Origin of the sequence: Kitasatospora sp. NPDC059599 (genome assembly GCF_042735125.1) — a bacterium.
Lineage (GTDB): Bacteria > Actinomycetota > Actinomycetes > Streptomycetales > Streptomycetaceae > Kitasatospora.
On sequence record NZ_JBHWCL010000098.1, the window covers coordinates 1 to 16,934 of the forward strand.

Consider the following 16,934-nt stretch of genomic DNA (forward strand, 5'->3'; position numbering starts at 1 on the left):
CCCGGGAGGAGTCCTCCCGGGCCGCCGTCCGCCGTTCCGGCTCCCGCTCCGCCGAACCCGGGCCCCTGCACCCCGGGGGGCGCACCCCGACCCCACGCCCAAGGCCCGCACCGCGCCCTCCGGACGCCCTTCGAGGGACCTTCCCTTCCGCGCCGCGAACATGACAGTCTGGGCGGATGCGCACTCGACTCCTCGCCGCCACCCTCACGGCACTCGCCGCGGTGAGCCTCGCTGCCTGCTCCAGCTCCGGATCGAGCTCGGGCAAGGCCACCACCGCGGCCGGCTCCCCCACCGCCACCGCGGCCCCGACCGCCGCACCGTCCGATGCGGCCCCCTCCGACGCCGCCGCGACGCCGTCGGCCCCCGCGCCCGGCACGGCCGCCCCCACGGCCGGCGGTATGACGGGCACGCCCGCTCCCGACGCCGGCACCCCGGGCGCCCCCGCACCGGCCAAGCCCGCCCCGCCCGCCGACGCCGGCCTGCCCGCCAAGCCGGGCACCGACCTGACCGGCAAGCTGGTCGCCGCGCTGGACGCGATCGACCCGGCGATCGTCGGCGGCAAGCCGGACCAGGCCGTGGACCGGGCCCGCAACCAGTGCCAGTCGATGTTCCAGTTCCCCAAGGACACCGGGAAACTGGTCGAACTGGCCAACCAGCGCTTCACCTCGCCCGACCACCCGCAGGGCTTCGGGCCGGACACCGCCGCCAAGATCAACGACGCGCTGCGCGCCACGCTCTGCCCGGCGCCGCGCTGATCCCGTCCGCGGCCTCCGCGCCGCGACGCCCGAACCGCCCGGTGTCCTGAGCACCGGGCAGCCGTGGCCGCGCCCCGTCCGACGGGTGCGCGGCCACGGTTTTCTCTGTGCGCCCGCGACTCCCGACCCGGCAACTCCCCTGCCCCGACAACTCCTCTGCCCCGGCGCACGATCCGCGTTCCGGCGAGCGATCCGCACCCTTCGGCCGCCCGGGCCGTACGCCGGCGAACTGTTGGGTCTCTTGACAGACCAGTGGTCTAGTCCAAACATAAGCATGTCGATCCGACCGGGATGCACTGTGGGGGTGTGACCACCGGCGGCTGAGGCACTGCCCTGCCCTGCTCCGCTCCACCCCCACCCCGTACGGCCGCGCGCACTCGCACCGCCGCCCGCGTCCACGCGAACCGGTGGGCTGCCGCACGCCCGCACGCCGCCGTCGCCACCGCGATCCGCCCGCTCCCGTGCTCCGCCCGGTCCCGATCGGACCCCGGGCCGGTGCCACCTGGCCGCACCCCACACGGCCGGCCCGGCGCCGGCCCACTCGCAACTCCCCAACGTCCTGCCCCACCACGTCTGTTGGAGAATCCATGCGTCTTCGCCGAACAATCCAGGCCGCACTGACGGCCTGCGCCACGCTGGCCGCCTCGGCCGGCCTGGTCGCTGCCGGAACGAGTACCGCCCAGGCCGCCACCCCGCTCCCCAGTCGGGTCTTCGCCCCCTACTTCGAGGCCTGGACCGGGCAGAGCCCGGCCCAACTGGCCGCGCAGTCCGGCGCCAAGCACCTGACCATGGCGTTCCTGCAGGCCGCCACCAAGGGCTCGTGCACGCCGTACTGGAACGGCGACTCCTCGATGCCGGTCTCCTCCTCGACCTTCGGCGCCGACATCGCCACCATCCGCGCCAACGGCGGGGACGTGATCCCGTCCTTCGGCGGCTACACCGCCGACAACACCGGCACCGAACTGGCCGACAGCTGCACCGATGTCAACCAGATCGCGGCCGCTTTCGAGAACGTCATCACGACGTACGACATCAGCCGGATCGACCTCGACATCGAGGACAACTCGCTGACCAACACCGCCGGGATCGACCGCCGCAACAAGGCGATCAAGCTCGTGCAGGACTGGGCCGCCACCAAGGGGCGCAGCATCCAGTTCTCCTACACCCTTCCGACCACCACCAGCGGGCTCGCCGACAGCGGCCTCGCGGTGCTCCGGAACGCGGTCGGCAACAACGCGCGGATCGACGTCGTCAACATGATGACCTTCGACTACTACGACAACGCCACCCACGACATGGCGGCCGACACCCAGACGTCCGCGCAGGGCCTCTACAACCAGCTCGCCAGGCTCTACCCGTCCAAGACCCCCGCCCAGCTGTGGGGTTCGATCGGGATCACCGAGATGATCGGTGTCGACGACTTCGGGCCGGCCGAGACCTTCACCCTGGCCAACGCCACCACCGTCTACAACTGGGCCGTCTCCAAGGGCATCAACACGCTGTCCTTCTGGGCGCTCCAGCGTGACAACGGCGGGTGCCCGGGCACCAAGGGCAACGACAACTGCTCCGGGATCGCCCAGAACACCTGGGACTTCACCCACATCTTCGCGCCGTTCACCAGCGGCTCCACGGTGAGCAACGACTTCTCCGTCTCCGCCAGCCCGAACTCCGCCACGGTCACGGCCGGTTCATCCACCTCGGCGACCGTCGCGACCGCCGTGACGGCGGGCTCGGCGCAGAGCGTCAACCTGTCGGTCAGCGGCGCCCCGACCGGCGTCACCGCCACCGTCACCCCCGGCAGCGTCACCGCCGGCAACAGCGCCACCCTCACCATCACCACCACCTCGTCGGTGGCGCCCGGGAGTTACCCGATCACCGTCACCGGCACGGCGGCGTCCGGCAGCCACACCGGTGTCTTCACGCTCACCGTCACCGGAACCCAGCCGGGCAACGACTTCTCGGTCGCGGTGAACCCGAACTCCGGTACCGTGGCGGCCGGTTCGTCGGCCTCCGCGACCATCGCGACCGCCGTGACGGCGGGCTCGGCACAGAGCGTCAACCTGTCGGTCAGCGGCGCCCCGACCGGCGTCACCGCCACCGTCACCCCCGGCAGCGTCACCGCCGGCAACAGCGCCACCCTCACCATCACCACCACCTCGGCCGCGGCGGCGGGCACCTACCCGCTGACCGTCACCGCCAACGCGCCGTCCGGCACCCACACCGCGACCTACTCGCTGACCGTCACCGGGACCACTCCGACGACCGGCCTGGTCAACGGTGACCTGGAGACCGGCAGCCTGGCCCCGTGGACCTGCCAGAGCGGCGGCGCCGTGGTCTCCACCCCGGCCCACTCCGGCACCCACGCGCTGCAGGCCGCGGCCACCGCGAGCCAGACCGGCGAATGCTCGCAGACCGTCACGTTGAAGCCCAACACCGGCTACACGCTGAGCGGCTGGGTGCAGGGCAACTACGCCTACGTCGGCGTCAGCGGCGGCGCGACCGCCGGCTCCTGGGCCAACTCCGCCGGCTGGACGAAGCTGACCATCCCCTTCACCACCGGCGCCTCCGGCACCGTCACCGTGTACCTGCACGGCTGGTACGGCCAGGGCAACGTCTTCGGGGACGACTTCTCGATCGCGTAGCGGGTGACGAGCGGCTCGTCACGAGCGGCTCGCGACGAGTGACGGCTGACGAATGACGAGTGACGCCTGACGAATGACAGCTGACAGATTTCATCATCTGTCAGCTGTCATCCGTCGTCTGTTCCCCCGTCGACTGCCGTCGGCCCCTCAGCTCCCGCCCTCAGCCGCCCGCCACCGCCACGGCCGGCCGCGCCGGCCGGCACAACGCCAGGTACGCCACCGTCGCCAGAACCCCGCAGACCAGGACCACCAGCGCCAGCAGCGCCGCGGAAGGCCGCCCGCCGAGGCTGCTCAGCGGGGCCACCACCGCCCCGACCAGGAAGTTGCCCGTCCCCAGCAGCGCCGACGCCGTGCCCGCGACCTGGGGCTCGACCAGTCCCAGCGCCTGCGCGGCGGTGTTCGGCAGGAGCACCCCGAGGCTGCCCATCATCACGAACAGCGGCGCGCAGAACCCGACCAGCCCGAGGTCCCACACCGCCGTCAGCAGCACCAGCGCCACCCCGGCGGCCACCGCCACCGCGAGGCTGCCCAGCATCAGCGCCCGCGGCGTGAAGCGCGGCGCCAGCACCCGCCCGTTCAGCTGCGTCATCACCACGATCGCGACCGAGTTCAGCCCGAACAGCAGGCTGTAGGTCTGCGGCGAGACCTGGTACACGTGCTGGAGCACCGTCGACGACCCGCTGATGTACCCGAACAGCGCCCCGAAGGCGAGGGAACTGGTCAGCGCCAGCCCGAGGAACGGCAGGTTCCGCAACAGCCGCCCCATCGTCCGCAGGGTCGCGCCCACCCCGCCGCCGTCCCGGGCCTCCGCCGGCAGCGTCTCGCGCAGCGCGCCGAACGCGACCAGGGTGAGCAGCAGGCCGAGCGCGGTGAGCGCGCCGAAGGTGCCGCGCCAGGAGGTGAACCGCAGCAGCTGCGCGCCGACGATCGGGGCGAGGATCGGCGCCAGTCCCGATATCAGCGCGATCGAGGCGAGGAACCGCAGCAGCGCGACGCCCTGGAAGCGGTCCCTGGAGACGGCGCGCGCGATCACCAGTCCGGCGGAGCCCGCCGCGCCCTGGACGAAGCGAGCGGCGATCAGCACCGACAGGTTCGGTGCGAGCGCGCACACCACGCTGGACAGGGTGTAGGCGACGAGTCCCACGAGCAGCGGCGGGCGCCGCCCGAAGCGGTCGCTGAGCGGCCCGAAGAGCAGCTGTCCGGCCGCGACCCCGAACATCGAGAAGGTGAGGGTGAGCTGGACGGCGGCCGGCTCGGCAGCCAGGTCGTCGGCGATCGCGGGCAGGCCCGGGAGGTAGAGGTCGGTGGTGAGGGGTCCGAGCGCGGTGAGGCCGCCCAGGACGGCGATCGTGACCCAACCGGTGCCGGCCCGGCCGGTGGCGGGTGTGGTGACGGCAGCGGTCGACGTGTCATCGGCGGGGCCGACGGTCGGGCCGGGCATGGCTCTCCTCACGGACGGGGCGACGAGGGATTCGTTCGCACTCCGTCCTACCGCAGGCCGGGCCGGTTCCGACAGCAGGGGGTGCGTCAGGGTGCGACCGCCACCCGCACGCACCGACGAGCCGTACACGCACGACGGCGGCGCACACCCGCGCGGCACCGGGCGCCACCCGCACGGCAGCGGCCCCCGAGCATGCGGCAGCGGCCCGCCCGCACCTCCCGGTGCCCGACGGGCCGCTCGGCCGTCCGGGGAGCCTGATCCCCGGTCAGCGCGCTCAGTGCTTGGCGACGTGCTCGGCGCGCAGCGCCGCCTGTACGGCCGCGCCGTCCTGCCAGGCGTAGAGCTGGTTGCCGTTCAGCGTCACGTTGTAGTGCCCGCAGGTGCCGCTGGCCTTGGCCGCGACGTTCCCGGGGAACCAGCCGGCCTTGAGCGACATCGGCACCGGGTGCGCGGCCTTGCCCGGCTGCCCGGCCGTGCAGCCGACGGGCAGCCGCCCCTCCGGGAGGGTGGCGCGCAGCAGGCGGTCGTCGCCCGTGGTGGACATCAGGTACTGCACGCCGGAGGCGTTGTCGGGCAGCCAGGCCGGGATCGAGTGGCGCTCGGCCTTGGCCTGGGTGCCGGTCGCGTACGAGGCCTGCTCCTGATGGCGCTCGTCGTACCAGTCGGACAGCCGCGGGCCGATTGCCACCACCGCCACGGCCGCGGCCATGCCGGTGCCCGCGACTCCCAGCGCGACCTTGCTCACGATGCCCTTCATGCCCGACTGTCCTCTCCGTGTCGTTGCCGCGTGTCCGCTGCCGGCCGCTGTCCGCTGCCGAGCGGCCGTCCGTCCCGTTTCCGGCCCGGGCGACGCGCTCCGCCGTCCGGTGCAACCATCGTGGCCCGTGCCGCCCCGGCGGAGCGTCACCACCAAGTCGCGATCTTGGCTCCATCCCACGGGGTACCGTCTCCACCTTCAGGCGTATGCCCTTCGGCAGAGGCTCCGGTTCCCGCGGGCCCGGGGACGCGGCGGCCCGGGACACGGTTCCCGACGGCCCGGGTGCGTGCCGGCCCGGCGCTCAGGTTCGCACGCACGGATCGAGCGGCGCCCGAGCCCCGATCGAGCCTCGCTCAAGCGCGGCCCCAGCGCAGCCGGGCCTGCTGCACCCGGGGCATCGCGGGTCGGCACCGGCGTCGGCTCGGCGTCAGCCCCGGGGTCGACTCGGCGTCGACTCGACGTCGGCCCGGTTCGCCCCGGCCGCCGGGGCCGCCGGGGCCGGCCGGGTCCCGCGCGGCTCAGACCGTCACGGACACCGGCACCGGGCGGGCGACCGGGAAGGGGCGGCCGTCGAGGGTCCAGTGCGGGTCGATCGGGCGCAGCAGGGAGGCGTACACCTGGGCGGCGACGTCCGGGTGGCGGATCTCGCCGGCGGGCGGCCCGGCCGGGATGTCGTGCCCGGCGCAGGCGACCCAGGCGGTCCGCTCCTCGACCGTGCGGCCGCCGTGGCCGCCGGCGTCGACGTGGCCGTGGTCGGTGACGACGATGACCGTCCACTGTTCCTCGGCGTACGAGGCCCGGCCGCGGACGGCGTCCAGGAGCCGGCCCAGGCGCTCGTCGGCGGCGCGCATGGAGGCCCGGTACTCGTCGCCGCAGCCGAGGAAGTGCGCGGTCTCGTCGACGGCGCCGAGGTAGACGAAGGAGGCTTCGGGGTCGGCGGTGCCGAGGACGTGGACGGCCTCCCGGGTGACCTCCTCGTCCACGGCCTCCCAGGCCTCGGGGGTGTCCTCGGCCGGGGCGACGTAGGAGAGCCGGCCGGGGGCGCGGAAGAGCGGGCCGCCGGACTCGTTGATCATCAGCGGGTCCCAGCCCGCCGCGACGAAGGTGCGGCGGCGGTCGCCCCGGTTGAGGCGGGTGGCGAAGTCGGGGAAGACATCGAGCCGGTTGCCGGCCAGGTGGTTGCCCCACACGCCGTGCTTGGCGGGCTCGACACCGGTCACGATGGTGGCCCAGCACGGCCCGGACATGGTCGGCGTGGTGTCCGCCACGGTGACCGGCACCAGGAACCCGGCCGCGCCGACCTCCTGGAGGCGCGGCATCGGCACCTCCGTCAGGTAGTCGTACCGGACGCCGTCGATCCCGACGACGAGCACCCGGGGGCGGGGCCACTGGACTGCGGACATGGCGGGGGTTCCTTTCGGTCGTGCGCACGGTCGGCCGCGCCCGCCGGGGGCACCGCCGACCGCGCCATGCTCCACCGGCCGCCGTACCGGACGGCGTCGCACCGTCGAACGGCGGGTGTCCTACGGGTGTCGGGCCGACGTCCGCATGCCGGTCCGATCGGGTCAGGGCCGGTCCGTGCCGGTCCGAGTGGCATCGGGTTCCGGGTCCGCCGAGGGTCCGGGTCCGCCGAGGGTCCGGGGCCGCCGAGGATCCGGGCCTGCCGAGGATTCGGGCCCGCCGAGGGTCCGGGCGGGCGTCAGGCCGCCGTCCGGACGAACCGGCGATCGGCTTCCGCCAGCTCGGCGGCCGGTCCGGCGGCACGGAGCACAACGTCCAGGACCCGCTCCGGGTCGGCGGCGTAGCAGTGCGCGAACCACGGCAGGTTGGCCTCCACCACGGCCCAGTGCTCGGCCGGGTCGTAGGGGTCGGCGATCGGTCCGACGTCCAGCGCGACCGCGCCCGGCAGGGTGTCGCCGACGGCGGCGAGCAGCCGGCGGGCGAAGGCGACGGCCTCGGCGGTCACCGGTGCCGGGTCGAGCCGGCCGAAGCGGGCGTAGCGGCTGCCGGTGAGCACGTCGCCGTCGCGGACGAACAGCCGGTACTCGGCGGCGAACGTCACCGGTTCACTGACCAGCACGGGTGTGTCCGGGCCGATCCGTTCGCCGGTGCGCGGCAGCCGGGAGCCGTCCGGGTAGACGGCGGGCGGCAGCGACTTGTCGGCGGGCGGCTTGACGAACGCCGGGTGGCGCAGCGTCCAGGCCTCGGCGAGGGTGGTCAGTTCGATCCGGCGGCGGGTGAACTCCTCGGGGAGGCGGGCGAGCCAGTCGTCCTCGGGTTCGAGCAGGGCCAGGCCGAGCGGCGCGGCGATCCGGGCGGCGGTGAGCGGCCCGCCGTACCAGTGGACGGGTCGCCCGGCGAGCCGCTCGACCGTGTCCGGGCCGTCGAGGACGGCGGTGGTGAGGCCGCGTCGGGCGGCGGCCTCGGTGAGCAGGACGGTGGTGCTGGTCCGCTGCGCCGAGGTGAGCAGGACGCGGCCGGCCGTCGCCGGCCCGGACGCCCCCGCGGGGACCGGCCCGGTCACGGCTGCGGCCGGAACGCGTGGACCACCTCGATGCGGCCGACGAGGTGCCGGTTGAACTCGGCCAGTTCCTCGGCGGGCACCCAGAGCTCCAGGATCGTCCGGCCACCGGCCTGCCGCACGGGGTAGCGGGCGAGGAACCCGGTCTCGACCTCGAAGCGGGTGACGTAGCCGACGCCGGATGCCGGCACGTTCCAGTCCCGGGCGATCCGGATCGCGTAGTCCTCGTCGAGGACGGGGTAGAAGATCGGCTGGTCGGGCAGGCGGGGCGGCCAGGCACGCCAGTCGGCGGCCTCGACCAGCGCCAGCTCCCGGGGGCCGGTGGGGCGCCAGAGGGTGGTGGTCGGGGGCGGCTGGACAGGCTGGCTGGTCATGGCAGGGGACGGTAGCCGGGCCCCGACGGGTCCGGCCACCGGATTTCTCCTGCTCACCGGGGTGGACGGCTCGTCAGCGGTAGGCGGCCTCGCCGGTGATGGCCTCGCCGAGGACCAGGGTGTGGATCTCGCCGGTTCCCTCGTAGGTGAGCACCGACTCCAGGTTGTTGGCGTGCCGCAGCACCGGGTACTCGGTGGTGATGCCGTTGGCCCCGAGGACGGTCCGGGCGCTGCGGGCGATCTCCAGCGCGGCGCGGACGTTGTTGAGCTTGCCGAAGCTGACGTGCGGCGCGCGGGCCGCGCCCTCCTCCTTGAGCCGGCCGATCCGCAGCGCCACCAGGTAGGCCTTCTCGACCTCCAGCATCATCTCGACCAGCTTCTGCTGGGTCAGCTGGAAGCCGGCGATCGGCCGGTCGAACTGGATCCGGCTCTTGGCGTAGTCCAGGGCGGCGGTGTAGCAGTCGCGGGCGGCGCCGACGGTGCCCCAGAGGATGCCGTAACGGGCCTCGTTGAGGGAGGAGAGCGGTCCGCGCAGGCCGACCACCCCGGGGAGCACGGCGTCGGCGGGGAGGACCACCTCGTCGAAGGCCAGCTCGCTGGTGACGGAGGCGCGCAGGGAGAGCTTGCCGTGCACGTCGGTGGCGGTCAGACCGCGGGCGCCGCGCTCGACCAGGAAGCCGCGCACGCCCTCCTCGGTCTGCGCCCACACCACGGCGACGTCGGCGATGCTGCCGTTGGTGATCCACATCTTGCTGCCGGAGAGCACCCAGTCCCCGCCCTCGCCACCCTTCCGGACCGCCCGGGTGCGCATGTTGGCCGGGTCCGAGCCGAAGTCCGGCTCGGTGAGGCCGAAGCAGCCGATCAGCTCGCCGGCGGCCATGCCGGGCAGCCAGCGCTGCTTCTGCTCCTCGGAGCCGAAGGCGTGGATCGAGCGCATGGCGAGCGAGCCCTGGACCGAGACGAAGCTGCGCAGCCCGGAGTCCGCCGCCTCCAGCTCCATGCAGGCCACGCCGTACGCCACCGCACCGGCGCCCGCGCAGCCGTAGCCGTCGAGGTGCATGCCGAGCACACCGAGGGCGCCGAGCTCGGGGGCGAGTTCGCGGGCCGGGAAGACGCCGCGCTCGAACCAGTCGCCGATGTGCGGGCGGATCCGCTCCTCGGTGAATCGGCGGACGGTGTCGCGGATGAGCCGCTCCTCGTCGGAGAGGAGGTCACCGACGGCGAGCAGGTCGGCCGGGTCGATCCGGGTCGGCTTCGTCATTGAAGCTCCTTGTGGTCTCGGCGGAGTACCGGCGAGTATTCCGCACCCGGCCGGGCCGTGGTGGGCGCGAGCGAGTGAGGAAAGCGACATGGGCGGCTCCGGGGCCGGGGACGGGTACGCCATCGGCCTGCTGACGGCGCATAGCCTCCCGGCGCGGCGGGGAACCCGCCGCCCTGCTGGTGGAGACACCGTGTACGACGGCAGCTCGCCGGGCTTCCTCGCGCCACCGGACCACGGCGGGGCCACCGCGTGGCGGCGGGCCCTGGGCCCGGACGTCGCGAACGGCCGGCTGCTGCTCCGGACGGTCCGGGCGGGGGCGGTCGGGCGGCCGGCCGGGACGGTGCAGTCGCGCCCGGCGAGGACGGCGAACGTCCGCCGGCGGCCCCGCTCAGCCCACCCCGCAGAGCCGGAGCACCGCCGTCGTCGCCGCGCCCGCCACGACCACCAGTGGGAACGGCGCCCGGCGCAGGGCCAGCACCCCCGCGACCAGCACGCCCACCGGGCGGGCCCAGCCCGCGAAGCCGTGACCCTGGGTCAACGCCCCGGTCGCGACCAGTGCCACCAGCAGCAGCGCCGCCGCGACCGCCAGCAGGTGCCGCAGCCGCTCCGAGAGGGCGAGTCGGCCACCGAGCAGCGGCCCGGCGAGGCGGAACGCGTACGTCCCGACGGCCAGCAACAGGACGGCGTACAGCGGCATCATCGGACCGCCTCCTTCTCCACCGGCGCCATCCGCTCCGACGCCTCCACCGACTCCGACCCCGGCTCCCTCTCCGACCCCGCCGCCGGCCCCGCTCCCGCCGCCGGCCCTGGCCCCGCCGCCGGCCCTGGCCCCGCCGCCGGCCGTGGCCGCCCGGCGAACAGCAGGCCGACGAGGGCGAGCAGCACCGGCAGCCCGGCCGGAACGAACGGCGTGGCCGCGACCGCCACCGCCGCGCCCACCACCGCCGCCGTACGGGTGCGCCGGTCCGTGAGCGAGGGCAGGACGAGCGCGAGCAGCACCGCGGGGAAGGCGGCGTCCAGGCCCAGCGCGTCCGTGTCGCCGATCAGCCCGCCCGCGCCGGCGCCGAGCAGCACCGAGAGGTTCCACACCACGTAGAGGGCGATCCCGCAGAGCCAGAACGCGGCCCTGCGGCGGCGCGGCTCGCCCTGTTGCAGGGCGAACGCCGCGGTCTCGTCGGTGATCAACTGCGCGCCGAGCACCCGCCGCCACGCCGGGCCGTCGAGGACGTCGGCCACGGTGAAGCCGAAGGGCAGCAGCCGGGCATTGAGGACCAGTCCGGTGGCGACCGCCGCGAGCGCGCCGCCGCCGGACAGCACGACGCCGACCGCCGCGAACTGGGAACCGCCGGCGAACACGAGGACGGAGAGCGCGATCGGCACCCAGAGGGGCAGACCGCCGGAGACGCTGATCGCGCCGAAGGAGGCGCCGACGAGGGCGTCGGCCAGGCAGACCAGGGCGATGTCACGAAGGGTGGCACGCTCCAGTGTTCGGAGTAGCGAACGCATGTCCATTAGAGTGAACCCATCGCGACGGGTTCGTCAAGGCGAACGATAGGACCGCTAGAGCGAACGCCCGCTCCGGGGCTCCCCTCAGGTCCGGACGGCCGTGACAGCATGAACGGCACCGGCGCCACCGGAAGCGGCGGAACCGGCCGCACCCCGGCGTCGGCACCCGGCGGGCAGCGCAGGAGCCAGAGGAAAGCGTGAGTGGCGAGCATGAGTGACCAGACCACCCCGGCCACCCCGGCCACCGCCGCCGGCGGCTCCGGAACCGAGCTGATCGGCCAGATCGCCGCGTCCATCCGGCGTGAGCGCGAGCGCAGCGGGCTCTCGATGGCCGAGCTGGCCCGGCGCGCGGGCATCGCCAAGTCGACGCTCTCGCAGCTGGAGTCGGGCGCGGGCAACCCCAGCGTGGAGACGCTCTGGGCACTCGGGGTCGCGCTGAACGTGCCGTTCAGCCGACTGGTCGACCCACCGCGGCCCGCGGTCAAGGTGATCCGGGCCGGCGAGGGTCCGGTGACCCATTCCGAGCGCGCCGACTACGCCGCGACCGTGCTCTCCTCCTGCCCGCCCAACGCCCGGCGCGACATCTACCGGATCGAGGCGCAGCCGGGCGAGACCAGGGCGTCCGACCCGCACATGCCCGGCACCGTCGAGCACGTGATGATCGGTGCCGGCCGCGCCCTGGTCGGACCGACCGAGGCACCGGTCGAACTGGGCGCGGGCGACTACGTCAGCTACCCGGGCGACGCCCCGCACGTGTTCCGCGCCCTCGCCCCCGACACCCTGGCGGTGATCGTGATGGAACACATCTGACGCCGCCCCTGACGCTCCGTCAGATCAATCGATCCCTCGGCGCCGTCACTTCAACAGCCCGTCCAGGAAAGGGTTTCCGAACACCCGGTGCGGGTCGTGCCGGTCCAGGACGGCGACCGCCTCGTCCCAGCCGGGTCCGCCGCCGGCCCGCAGGCTGTCGGGGATCGCCCGGTCGATCAGGTCCCGGTCCGACCAGGCCGCGTCGGCGGTGTAGGCCCAGCCCTTCGACCACTCGACCCGCAGACCCGCCCGGGTGCCGTCGAAGGTACGCAGCAACCACTGTTCCAGGTCCCGGGCGAAGCTCTCCAGCCCGGGGGTGCCGGGGAAGGCGAGGACGTCGAGCCAGACCGCCGTGTCCCAGTCCGGGCGGTCGGCGCGCGGGCGCAACGCGGACAGCAGTGGGGGCCGGGCACCGGGGACGCCGGAGGACGCGGGGTCGTCCAGGCCGGTGACCCTGATCTCCACCGCGCCGTTCACCGGGTACTCGCCCCGGGCCTGGTGGTCGGCGAGCGACTTCCGGTAGTACGCGGCGAATTCGCTCACCACCCACTGCAGGTCGGCGCGCCGGGTGAGGACCGCGTAGCCGTTGGCGGTGACCCGCAGGGTGCTGGGGCGGACGTACTGCAGCAGGGTGCGCGAGGGCCCCCAGAGGTCCGAGCGCAGGCCGCCCGCGAGCAGGTGGGTCAGCACGTCGCCGGTGAGCAGGCCGCGCAGCAGGTCCCCGGACAGGAGGACGTCCGTGAGGTCACCGGTGAGAGCCACCTTGGCGACCAGGTACTGGAGTTGACCGAACAGCGGGGCCGATCCCCAGGCGCCGGCGACGATTTGACCGGCGAGCCGGGCCACCGGCTCCGGAACGACGTCCGAGAAGGGGTAGTTGTACGGCTGGTCGACGGTGAGGGAACCGAGCGGCTTGGCCGGGGCGACACTCCAGGTCTTGAGCCAGGGGTAGTCGGTGTAGGCGAACCAGATCGCCTCGGCCCGTCCGTCGCGCTCCACGAACTCGGCGAAGGTCCGCGGGCCGCCGCCACCACCGCCGCCACCGAGGACACCGCCGAGGACGCCGCCCAGCACTCCTCCGAGCAGCCCGCCGCCGTCGTCACCGCCGGAGGCACCCGGGCGGGCGAAGAGTTCGCTCGCCGGGATGTCCAGCCGGCTGACGCAGCGCAGCGGCCGGTCGGCTCCGGCGCGCAGGACGACCTCGGTGAGGAAGGCCCGGCCCAGGTGCACCAGGAAGGCTGCGCTGTCGGCCTCGGACCGGTCGAAGCTGCGCAGGGCGTAGCGGCCGGTGGCGGGGTCGAGGACGACCGCGGTGAGCCGGACGACCTGGTTGCTCACCGAGCCGTAGCCGTGTCCGTCCGGCCGCACCTCCCCCGCGGCGGGGACGGCGGTGCCGTGGCCGCCGATGGCGAGCACGCCACCGAGGGTGAGTTCGCCGGGGGCCGGACACGCGGTCAGGCCGAGGCCCCGGCCGGCCAGGTGCGCGAGCAGGGCCTCCATGGTGGCGCCGGTCTGCGCCCGGACGGTGGTGGGAGAGTCGGCGGTGACGGCGGTGAGGTGCCGGCTGGTGTCCACCAGCAGGACGCGGGCGCTCTCCGGGGTTCGGTCGGCGACGGTGAGCGGCGCCCAGGTGTGCCGGTAGCCGCTGGCGCGCAGGCGCCAGCCGTTGGCGCGCGCCCAGTCGGCGAGGGCCGGAACCTCCTCGGGGGTGCGGGGCGCGCACGTCCACAGCTGGTCGGTGCGGATCTCGCCGGACCAGTTCTGGAAGACCCGCTGGTAGAGCTCGGTGCCGGCGGGGAGTCCGGGCGGCGCGGGCGTGGTGGCCCGAGCGCTGTCCGGCCCGACGACGCCGCGCAGGATCCAGGCCGCGCCGCCGAGCGCGGCCGACGCGCCGAGCAGTTGCCGCCGGGTGAGGCCGCTCCCGGCACCGCTCCCCCGGCACGGCGCGGCGCCGTCCGTCCCGCCGCCGCCTTCGCCCGCCGCACCGACCGCTCCGCCGTCGGCTCCGCCCCTCGCGTCCGCGCCGTCCGTCGCGTCGTGTCGCCTGGTCATCCGTCCGCCCCCTGTAGTGGTCCCCCGGGGCCTGGTTACGGCTTCCGGGCCGGGGCCGGCGGTCCCCCGGCCCCGGGGAGGAGCGTACGAAGGGCCGCACGGCGGTTTGAAGCGGACCGCCCGGTGTCTCACTCGTTCGAGTGAGTGCGGGCCGGTCGGCCCGTGGGAGTCCCGGGCGTGGGTCAGGCGGCGCTTCCGTCCTCCGGGGCCGGCCGTTGCAAGGCTTCTCGGCGGGCGCATAGGTTGATCTTGACCACCCGAGACCCCCCGGAACCGACCCGGAACCCCGCAGGAACCGACCCGGAACCCGTCCGGCCCCGTCCGGCACGCACCCGCTCGAACCCGATCGCCAGGAGCTCCGCCATGCCCTCGTCCGCGCCCCTGACCGTCGCCGTCGCCCAGCCCGTCTGCGTCGCCCCCGGAGAGCCGGAGACCGTGTCCGACAACGTCGCGCTGCACGCCCGGGCCGTCCGGCAGGCCGGGACCCGGCTGGTGGTCTTCCCCGAGCTGTCGCTGACCGGCTACGACCTGACCGCGCCTGCCGTCGACCCTGCGGACTCCCGCCTCGCGCCGCTGGTCGCGGCCTGCGCCGAGGCCGGGGCCGTAGCCCTGGTCGGCGCGCCGGTCCGGGACGTCGACGGACGCGAGTCCATCGCCACCCTGGCGGTCACCGGCGAGGGCGTCACCGTCGTCTACCGGAAGTCGCGCCTGCACGGAGCCGAGGTCGAACGCTTCACCCCCGGTGACAAGCCGGTCGTCCTGGAACTGGACGGCCTGCGGCTCGGCCTCGCCGTCTGCGCGGACGCCGCCGATCCGGCCCACGCCGAGGAGACCGCCGCGCTCGGCATCGACGCGTACGTCGCCTCCACCCTGTACGGGCCCGGTCCCGCACAGGCCGCGCGCCGGGACGGGCACGGCCGGGAGCGCGCGACCGCCCACGGGGTGTGGTGCGTGCTCGCCACCTCCGCCGGGGCCACCGGCGAGTTCCCGGACAGCTCGGGCGGCTCCGGCTTCTGGGCCCCCGGCGGCGCGCTGGTCGCCCAGGCCGGCACCGCGCCCGGCGAGCTGGTCCGCGCCGAGTTGGACCGCGTCGCCCCGGACCGCGCCGAGCGGCCCCGACCGTAGGGCCGACACCCGGCAGACCCGGTCGGCCCGGCCGACCCGGGGACCGGCCGTGGGAACCGGTCGTGGGAACCGTCGGAACCCCACACCCCCGCCGGAAATACCCGGGCCCCGCTCGCGGCTGTCGTGATCGGATGTCCGTTCCGGGCCGGACCGGCCCGTACAGGAGGTGCAGCGCGCGATGGGTGACGAGCAGGCGAAGCCGCAGGAGTACCGGGTCGAGCACGACTCGATGGGTGAGGTCCGGGTGCCGGCCGCCGCGAAGTGGCAGGCGCAGACGCAGCGGGCGGTGGAGAACTTCCCGGTGTCCGGGCAGCGGCTGGAGCGCGCGCACATCGCGGCGCTGGCCCGGATCAAGGCCGCCGCGGCGCGGGTGAACGCCCGCCTCGGCGTCCTGGACGAGGCGACGGCGGAGGCGATCGTGTCGGCGGCCGAGGAGGTCGCGGACGGGCGCTGGGACGCCGAGTTCCCGGTGGATGTGTTCCAGACCGGCTCGGGCACCTCGTCCAACATGAACACCAACGAGGTGATCGCGACCCTGGCCGGAGAGCGGCTGGGCCGCCCGGTCCACCCGAACGACCACGTCAACGCGAGCCAGTCGTCCAACGACGTCTTCCCGTCGTCGATCCACATCGCCGCCACCGCCGCCGTGACGCACGACCTGATCCCGGCCCTGGAGCACCTGGCGGAGGCGCTGGAGCGCAAGGCCGCCGAGTTCGCCCGGGTGGTCAAGTCGGGCCGTACGCACCTGATGGACGCGACCCCGGTCACGTTGGGCCAGGAGTTCGGCGGCTACGCGGCGCAGGTGCGGCACGGGCGGGAGCGCCTGCTGGCGACCCTGCCCCGGGTGGCCGAACTCCCGCTCGGCGGAACGGCCGTGGGCACCGGGATCAACACCCCGCCCGGTTTCCCGGCGGCGGTCATCGCGGAGGTCGCCCGCGTCACCGATCTGCCGCTGACCGAGGCCCGGGACCACTTCGAGGCGCAGGGCGCACGGGACGCCCTGGTCGAGCTGAGCGGTCAACTGCGCACGGTGGCGGTCGGATTCACGAAGATCGCGAACGACCTGCGGTGGATGGGGTCCGGCCCCCGCACCGGGCTCGGCGAGATCAACCTGCCGGACCTGCAGCCCGGTTCGTCGATCATGCCGGGCAAGGTGAACCCGGTGCTGCCCGAGGTGGTGCTGATGGTCGCCGCGCAGGTGGTCGGCAACGACGCGACCGTGACGCTGGCCGGCGCGAGCGGCAACTTCGAGCTGAACGTGATGCTTCCGGTGATCGCCCGCAACGTGCTGGAGTCGGTACGGCTGCTCGCCAACAGTGCGCGGCTGCTCGCGGACCGGACGGTGGACGGCATCACCGCCAACGTCGAGCGGGCCCGGGAGTACGCGGAGTCCTCGCCGTCGGTGGTGACGCCGCTGAACCGGTACATCGGGTACGAGGAGGCGGCGAAGGTCGCCAAGCAGTCGCTGGCCGAGCGCAAGACGATCCGTCAGGTGGTGCTGGAGCGCGGCTACGTCGAGCAGGGCAAGCTCACCGAGGAGCAGTTGGACGAGGCGCTGGACGTGCTGCGGATGACCCGTCCGTAGCGGCCCGGGAACACCCCCGGGCACGTGCGACGGCTCCGGGGCGCCCCGGCCTCCGGACGTGCGCCCGGGGCGCGGTGGGCGGTCGCGCCCTCCGTGCCCCGGGCG

14 protein-coding genes are annotated in these 16,934 nt (G+C 74.5%); 5 read left to right on the forward strand and 9 right to left on the reverse strand.

All coding sequences use genetic code 11. The annotated features are described in order from the left end of the window. Positions 1-176: 176 nt before the first annotated feature. Together ACFV04_RS28695 and ACFV04_RS28700 are read left to right on the forward strand one after the other, a co-directional pair. A complete protein-coding gene (locus ACFV04_RS28695) occupies positions 177-755 on the forward strand; it encodes a hypothetical protein (RefSeq protein ID WP_380533488.1) in 579 nt (192 codons plus the stop codon). Positions 756-1,342: 587 nt separating this feature from the next. Next, positions 1,343-3,397 (forward strand): glycosyl hydrolase family 18 protein, encoded by a 2,055-nt coding sequence (locus ACFV04_RS28700; protein WP_380533490.1) that lies wholly within the window; start codon positions 1,343-1,345, stop codon positions 3,395-3,397. Between the two features lie 160 nt (positions 3,398-3,557). Here ACFV04_RS28700 and ACFV04_RS28705 read toward each other — a convergent pair whose 3' ends face one another. The 8 genes from ACFV04_RS28705 to ACFV04_RS28740 all read right to left on the reverse strand — a co-directional run bounded on the left by ACFV04_RS28705 (position 3,558) and on the right by ACFV04_RS28740 (position 11,257). Continuing rightward, the gene (locus ACFV04_RS28705; protein ID WP_380348558.1) at positions 3,558-4,838 is read right to left on the reverse strand and encodes a multidrug effflux MFS transporter; all 1,281 of its coding nucleotides are present in this window, start codon (positions 4,836-4,838) and stop codon (positions 3,558-3,560) included. 274 nt (positions 4,839-5,112) lie between these two features. Further along, entirely contained in the window at positions 5,113-5,595 is a 483-nt protein-coding gene (locus ACFV04_RS28710) for a hypothetical protein (RefSeq protein WP_360251316.1), read from the reverse strand. Between the two features lie 518 nt (positions 5,596-6,113). Continuing rightward, positions 6,114-6,998 carry an alkaline phosphatase family protein gene (locus ACFV04_RS28715; protein ID WP_380348555.1) on the reverse strand — a complete coding sequence of 295 codons (885 nt, stop codon included), beginning with the start codon at positions 6,996-6,998 and terminating at the stop codon, positions 6,114-6,116. Between the two features lie 296 nt (positions 6,999-7,294). Continuing rightward, positions 7,295-8,119, reverse strand: coding sequence for an ATP-grasp domain-containing protein (locus ACFV04_RS28720; RefSeq protein ID WP_380533493.1), 825 nt, complete (start codon positions 8,117-8,119; stop codon positions 7,295-7,297). Beyond that, entirely contained in the window at positions 8,116-8,490 is a 375-nt protein-coding gene (locus ACFV04_RS28725; RefSeq protein ID WP_380348551.1) for an ADP-ribosylation/crystallin J1, read from the reverse strand. Before ACFV04_RS28725 ends, ACFV04_RS28720 begins: the two co-directional genes overlap by 4 nt. A 73-nt stretch (positions 8,491-8,563) precedes the next feature. Then, complete coding sequence (locus tag ACFV04_RS28730) at positions 8,564-9,751, reverse strand: acyl-CoA dehydrogenase family protein (protein WP_380348549.1); 1,188 nt, start codon at positions 9,749-9,751, stop codon at positions 8,564-8,566. Between the two features lie 388 nt (positions 9,752-10,139). Beyond that, positions 10,140-10,448 carry an AzlD domain-containing protein gene (locus ACFV04_RS28735; protein ID WP_380348590.1) on the reverse strand — a complete coding sequence of 103 codons (309 nt, stop codon included), beginning with the start codon at positions 10,446-10,448 and terminating at the stop codon, positions 10,140-10,142. Continuing rightward, a complete protein-coding gene (locus ACFV04_RS28740) occupies positions 10,448-11,257 on the reverse strand; it encodes an AzlC family ABC transporter permease (protein WP_380533495.1) in 810 nt (269 codons plus the stop codon). The genes ACFV04_RS28735 and ACFV04_RS28740 overlap by 1 nt, the downstream gene beginning before the upstream one ends. Before the next feature lie 210 nt (positions 11,258-11,467). Here ACFV04_RS28740 and ACFV04_RS28745 point away from each other — a divergent pair, with 210 nt between their 5' ends. Continuing rightward, positions 11,468-12,067 (forward strand): helix-turn-helix domain-containing protein, encoded by a 600-nt coding sequence (locus tag ACFV04_RS28745; RefSeq protein ID WP_380348588.1) that lies wholly within the window; start codon positions 11,468-11,470, stop codon positions 12,065-12,067. A gap of 45 nt (positions 12,068-12,112) precedes the next feature. Here the strand turns inward: ACFV04_RS28745 and ACFV04_RS28750 are convergent, their stop codons facing one another. Further along, positions 12,113-14,119 carry a cholesterol oxidase substrate-binding domain-containing protein gene (locus ACFV04_RS28750; protein ID WP_380533497.1) on the reverse strand — a complete coding sequence of 669 codons (2,007 nt, stop codon included), beginning with the start codon at positions 14,117-14,119 and terminating at the stop codon, positions 12,113-12,115. A gap of 363 nt (positions 14,120-14,482) precedes the next feature. On the opposite strand from ACFV04_RS28750, the gene ACFV04_RS28755 reads away from it, so the two are divergent. Together ACFV04_RS28755 and ACFV04_RS28760 are read left to right on the forward strand one after the other, a co-directional pair. Beyond that, a complete protein-coding gene (locus ACFV04_RS28755; protein ID WP_380533499.1) occupies positions 14,483-15,244 on the forward strand; it encodes a carbon-nitrogen hydrolase family protein in 762 nt (253 codons plus the stop codon). Between the two features lie 178 nt (positions 15,245-15,422). Further along, positions 15,423-16,829 carry a class II fumarate hydratase gene (locus tag ACFV04_RS28760; protein ID WP_380348541.1) on the forward strand — a complete coding sequence of 469 codons (1,407 nt, stop codon included), beginning with the start codon at positions 15,423-15,425 and terminating at the stop codon, positions 16,827-16,829. Positions 16,830-16,934 lie beyond the last annotated feature (105 nt).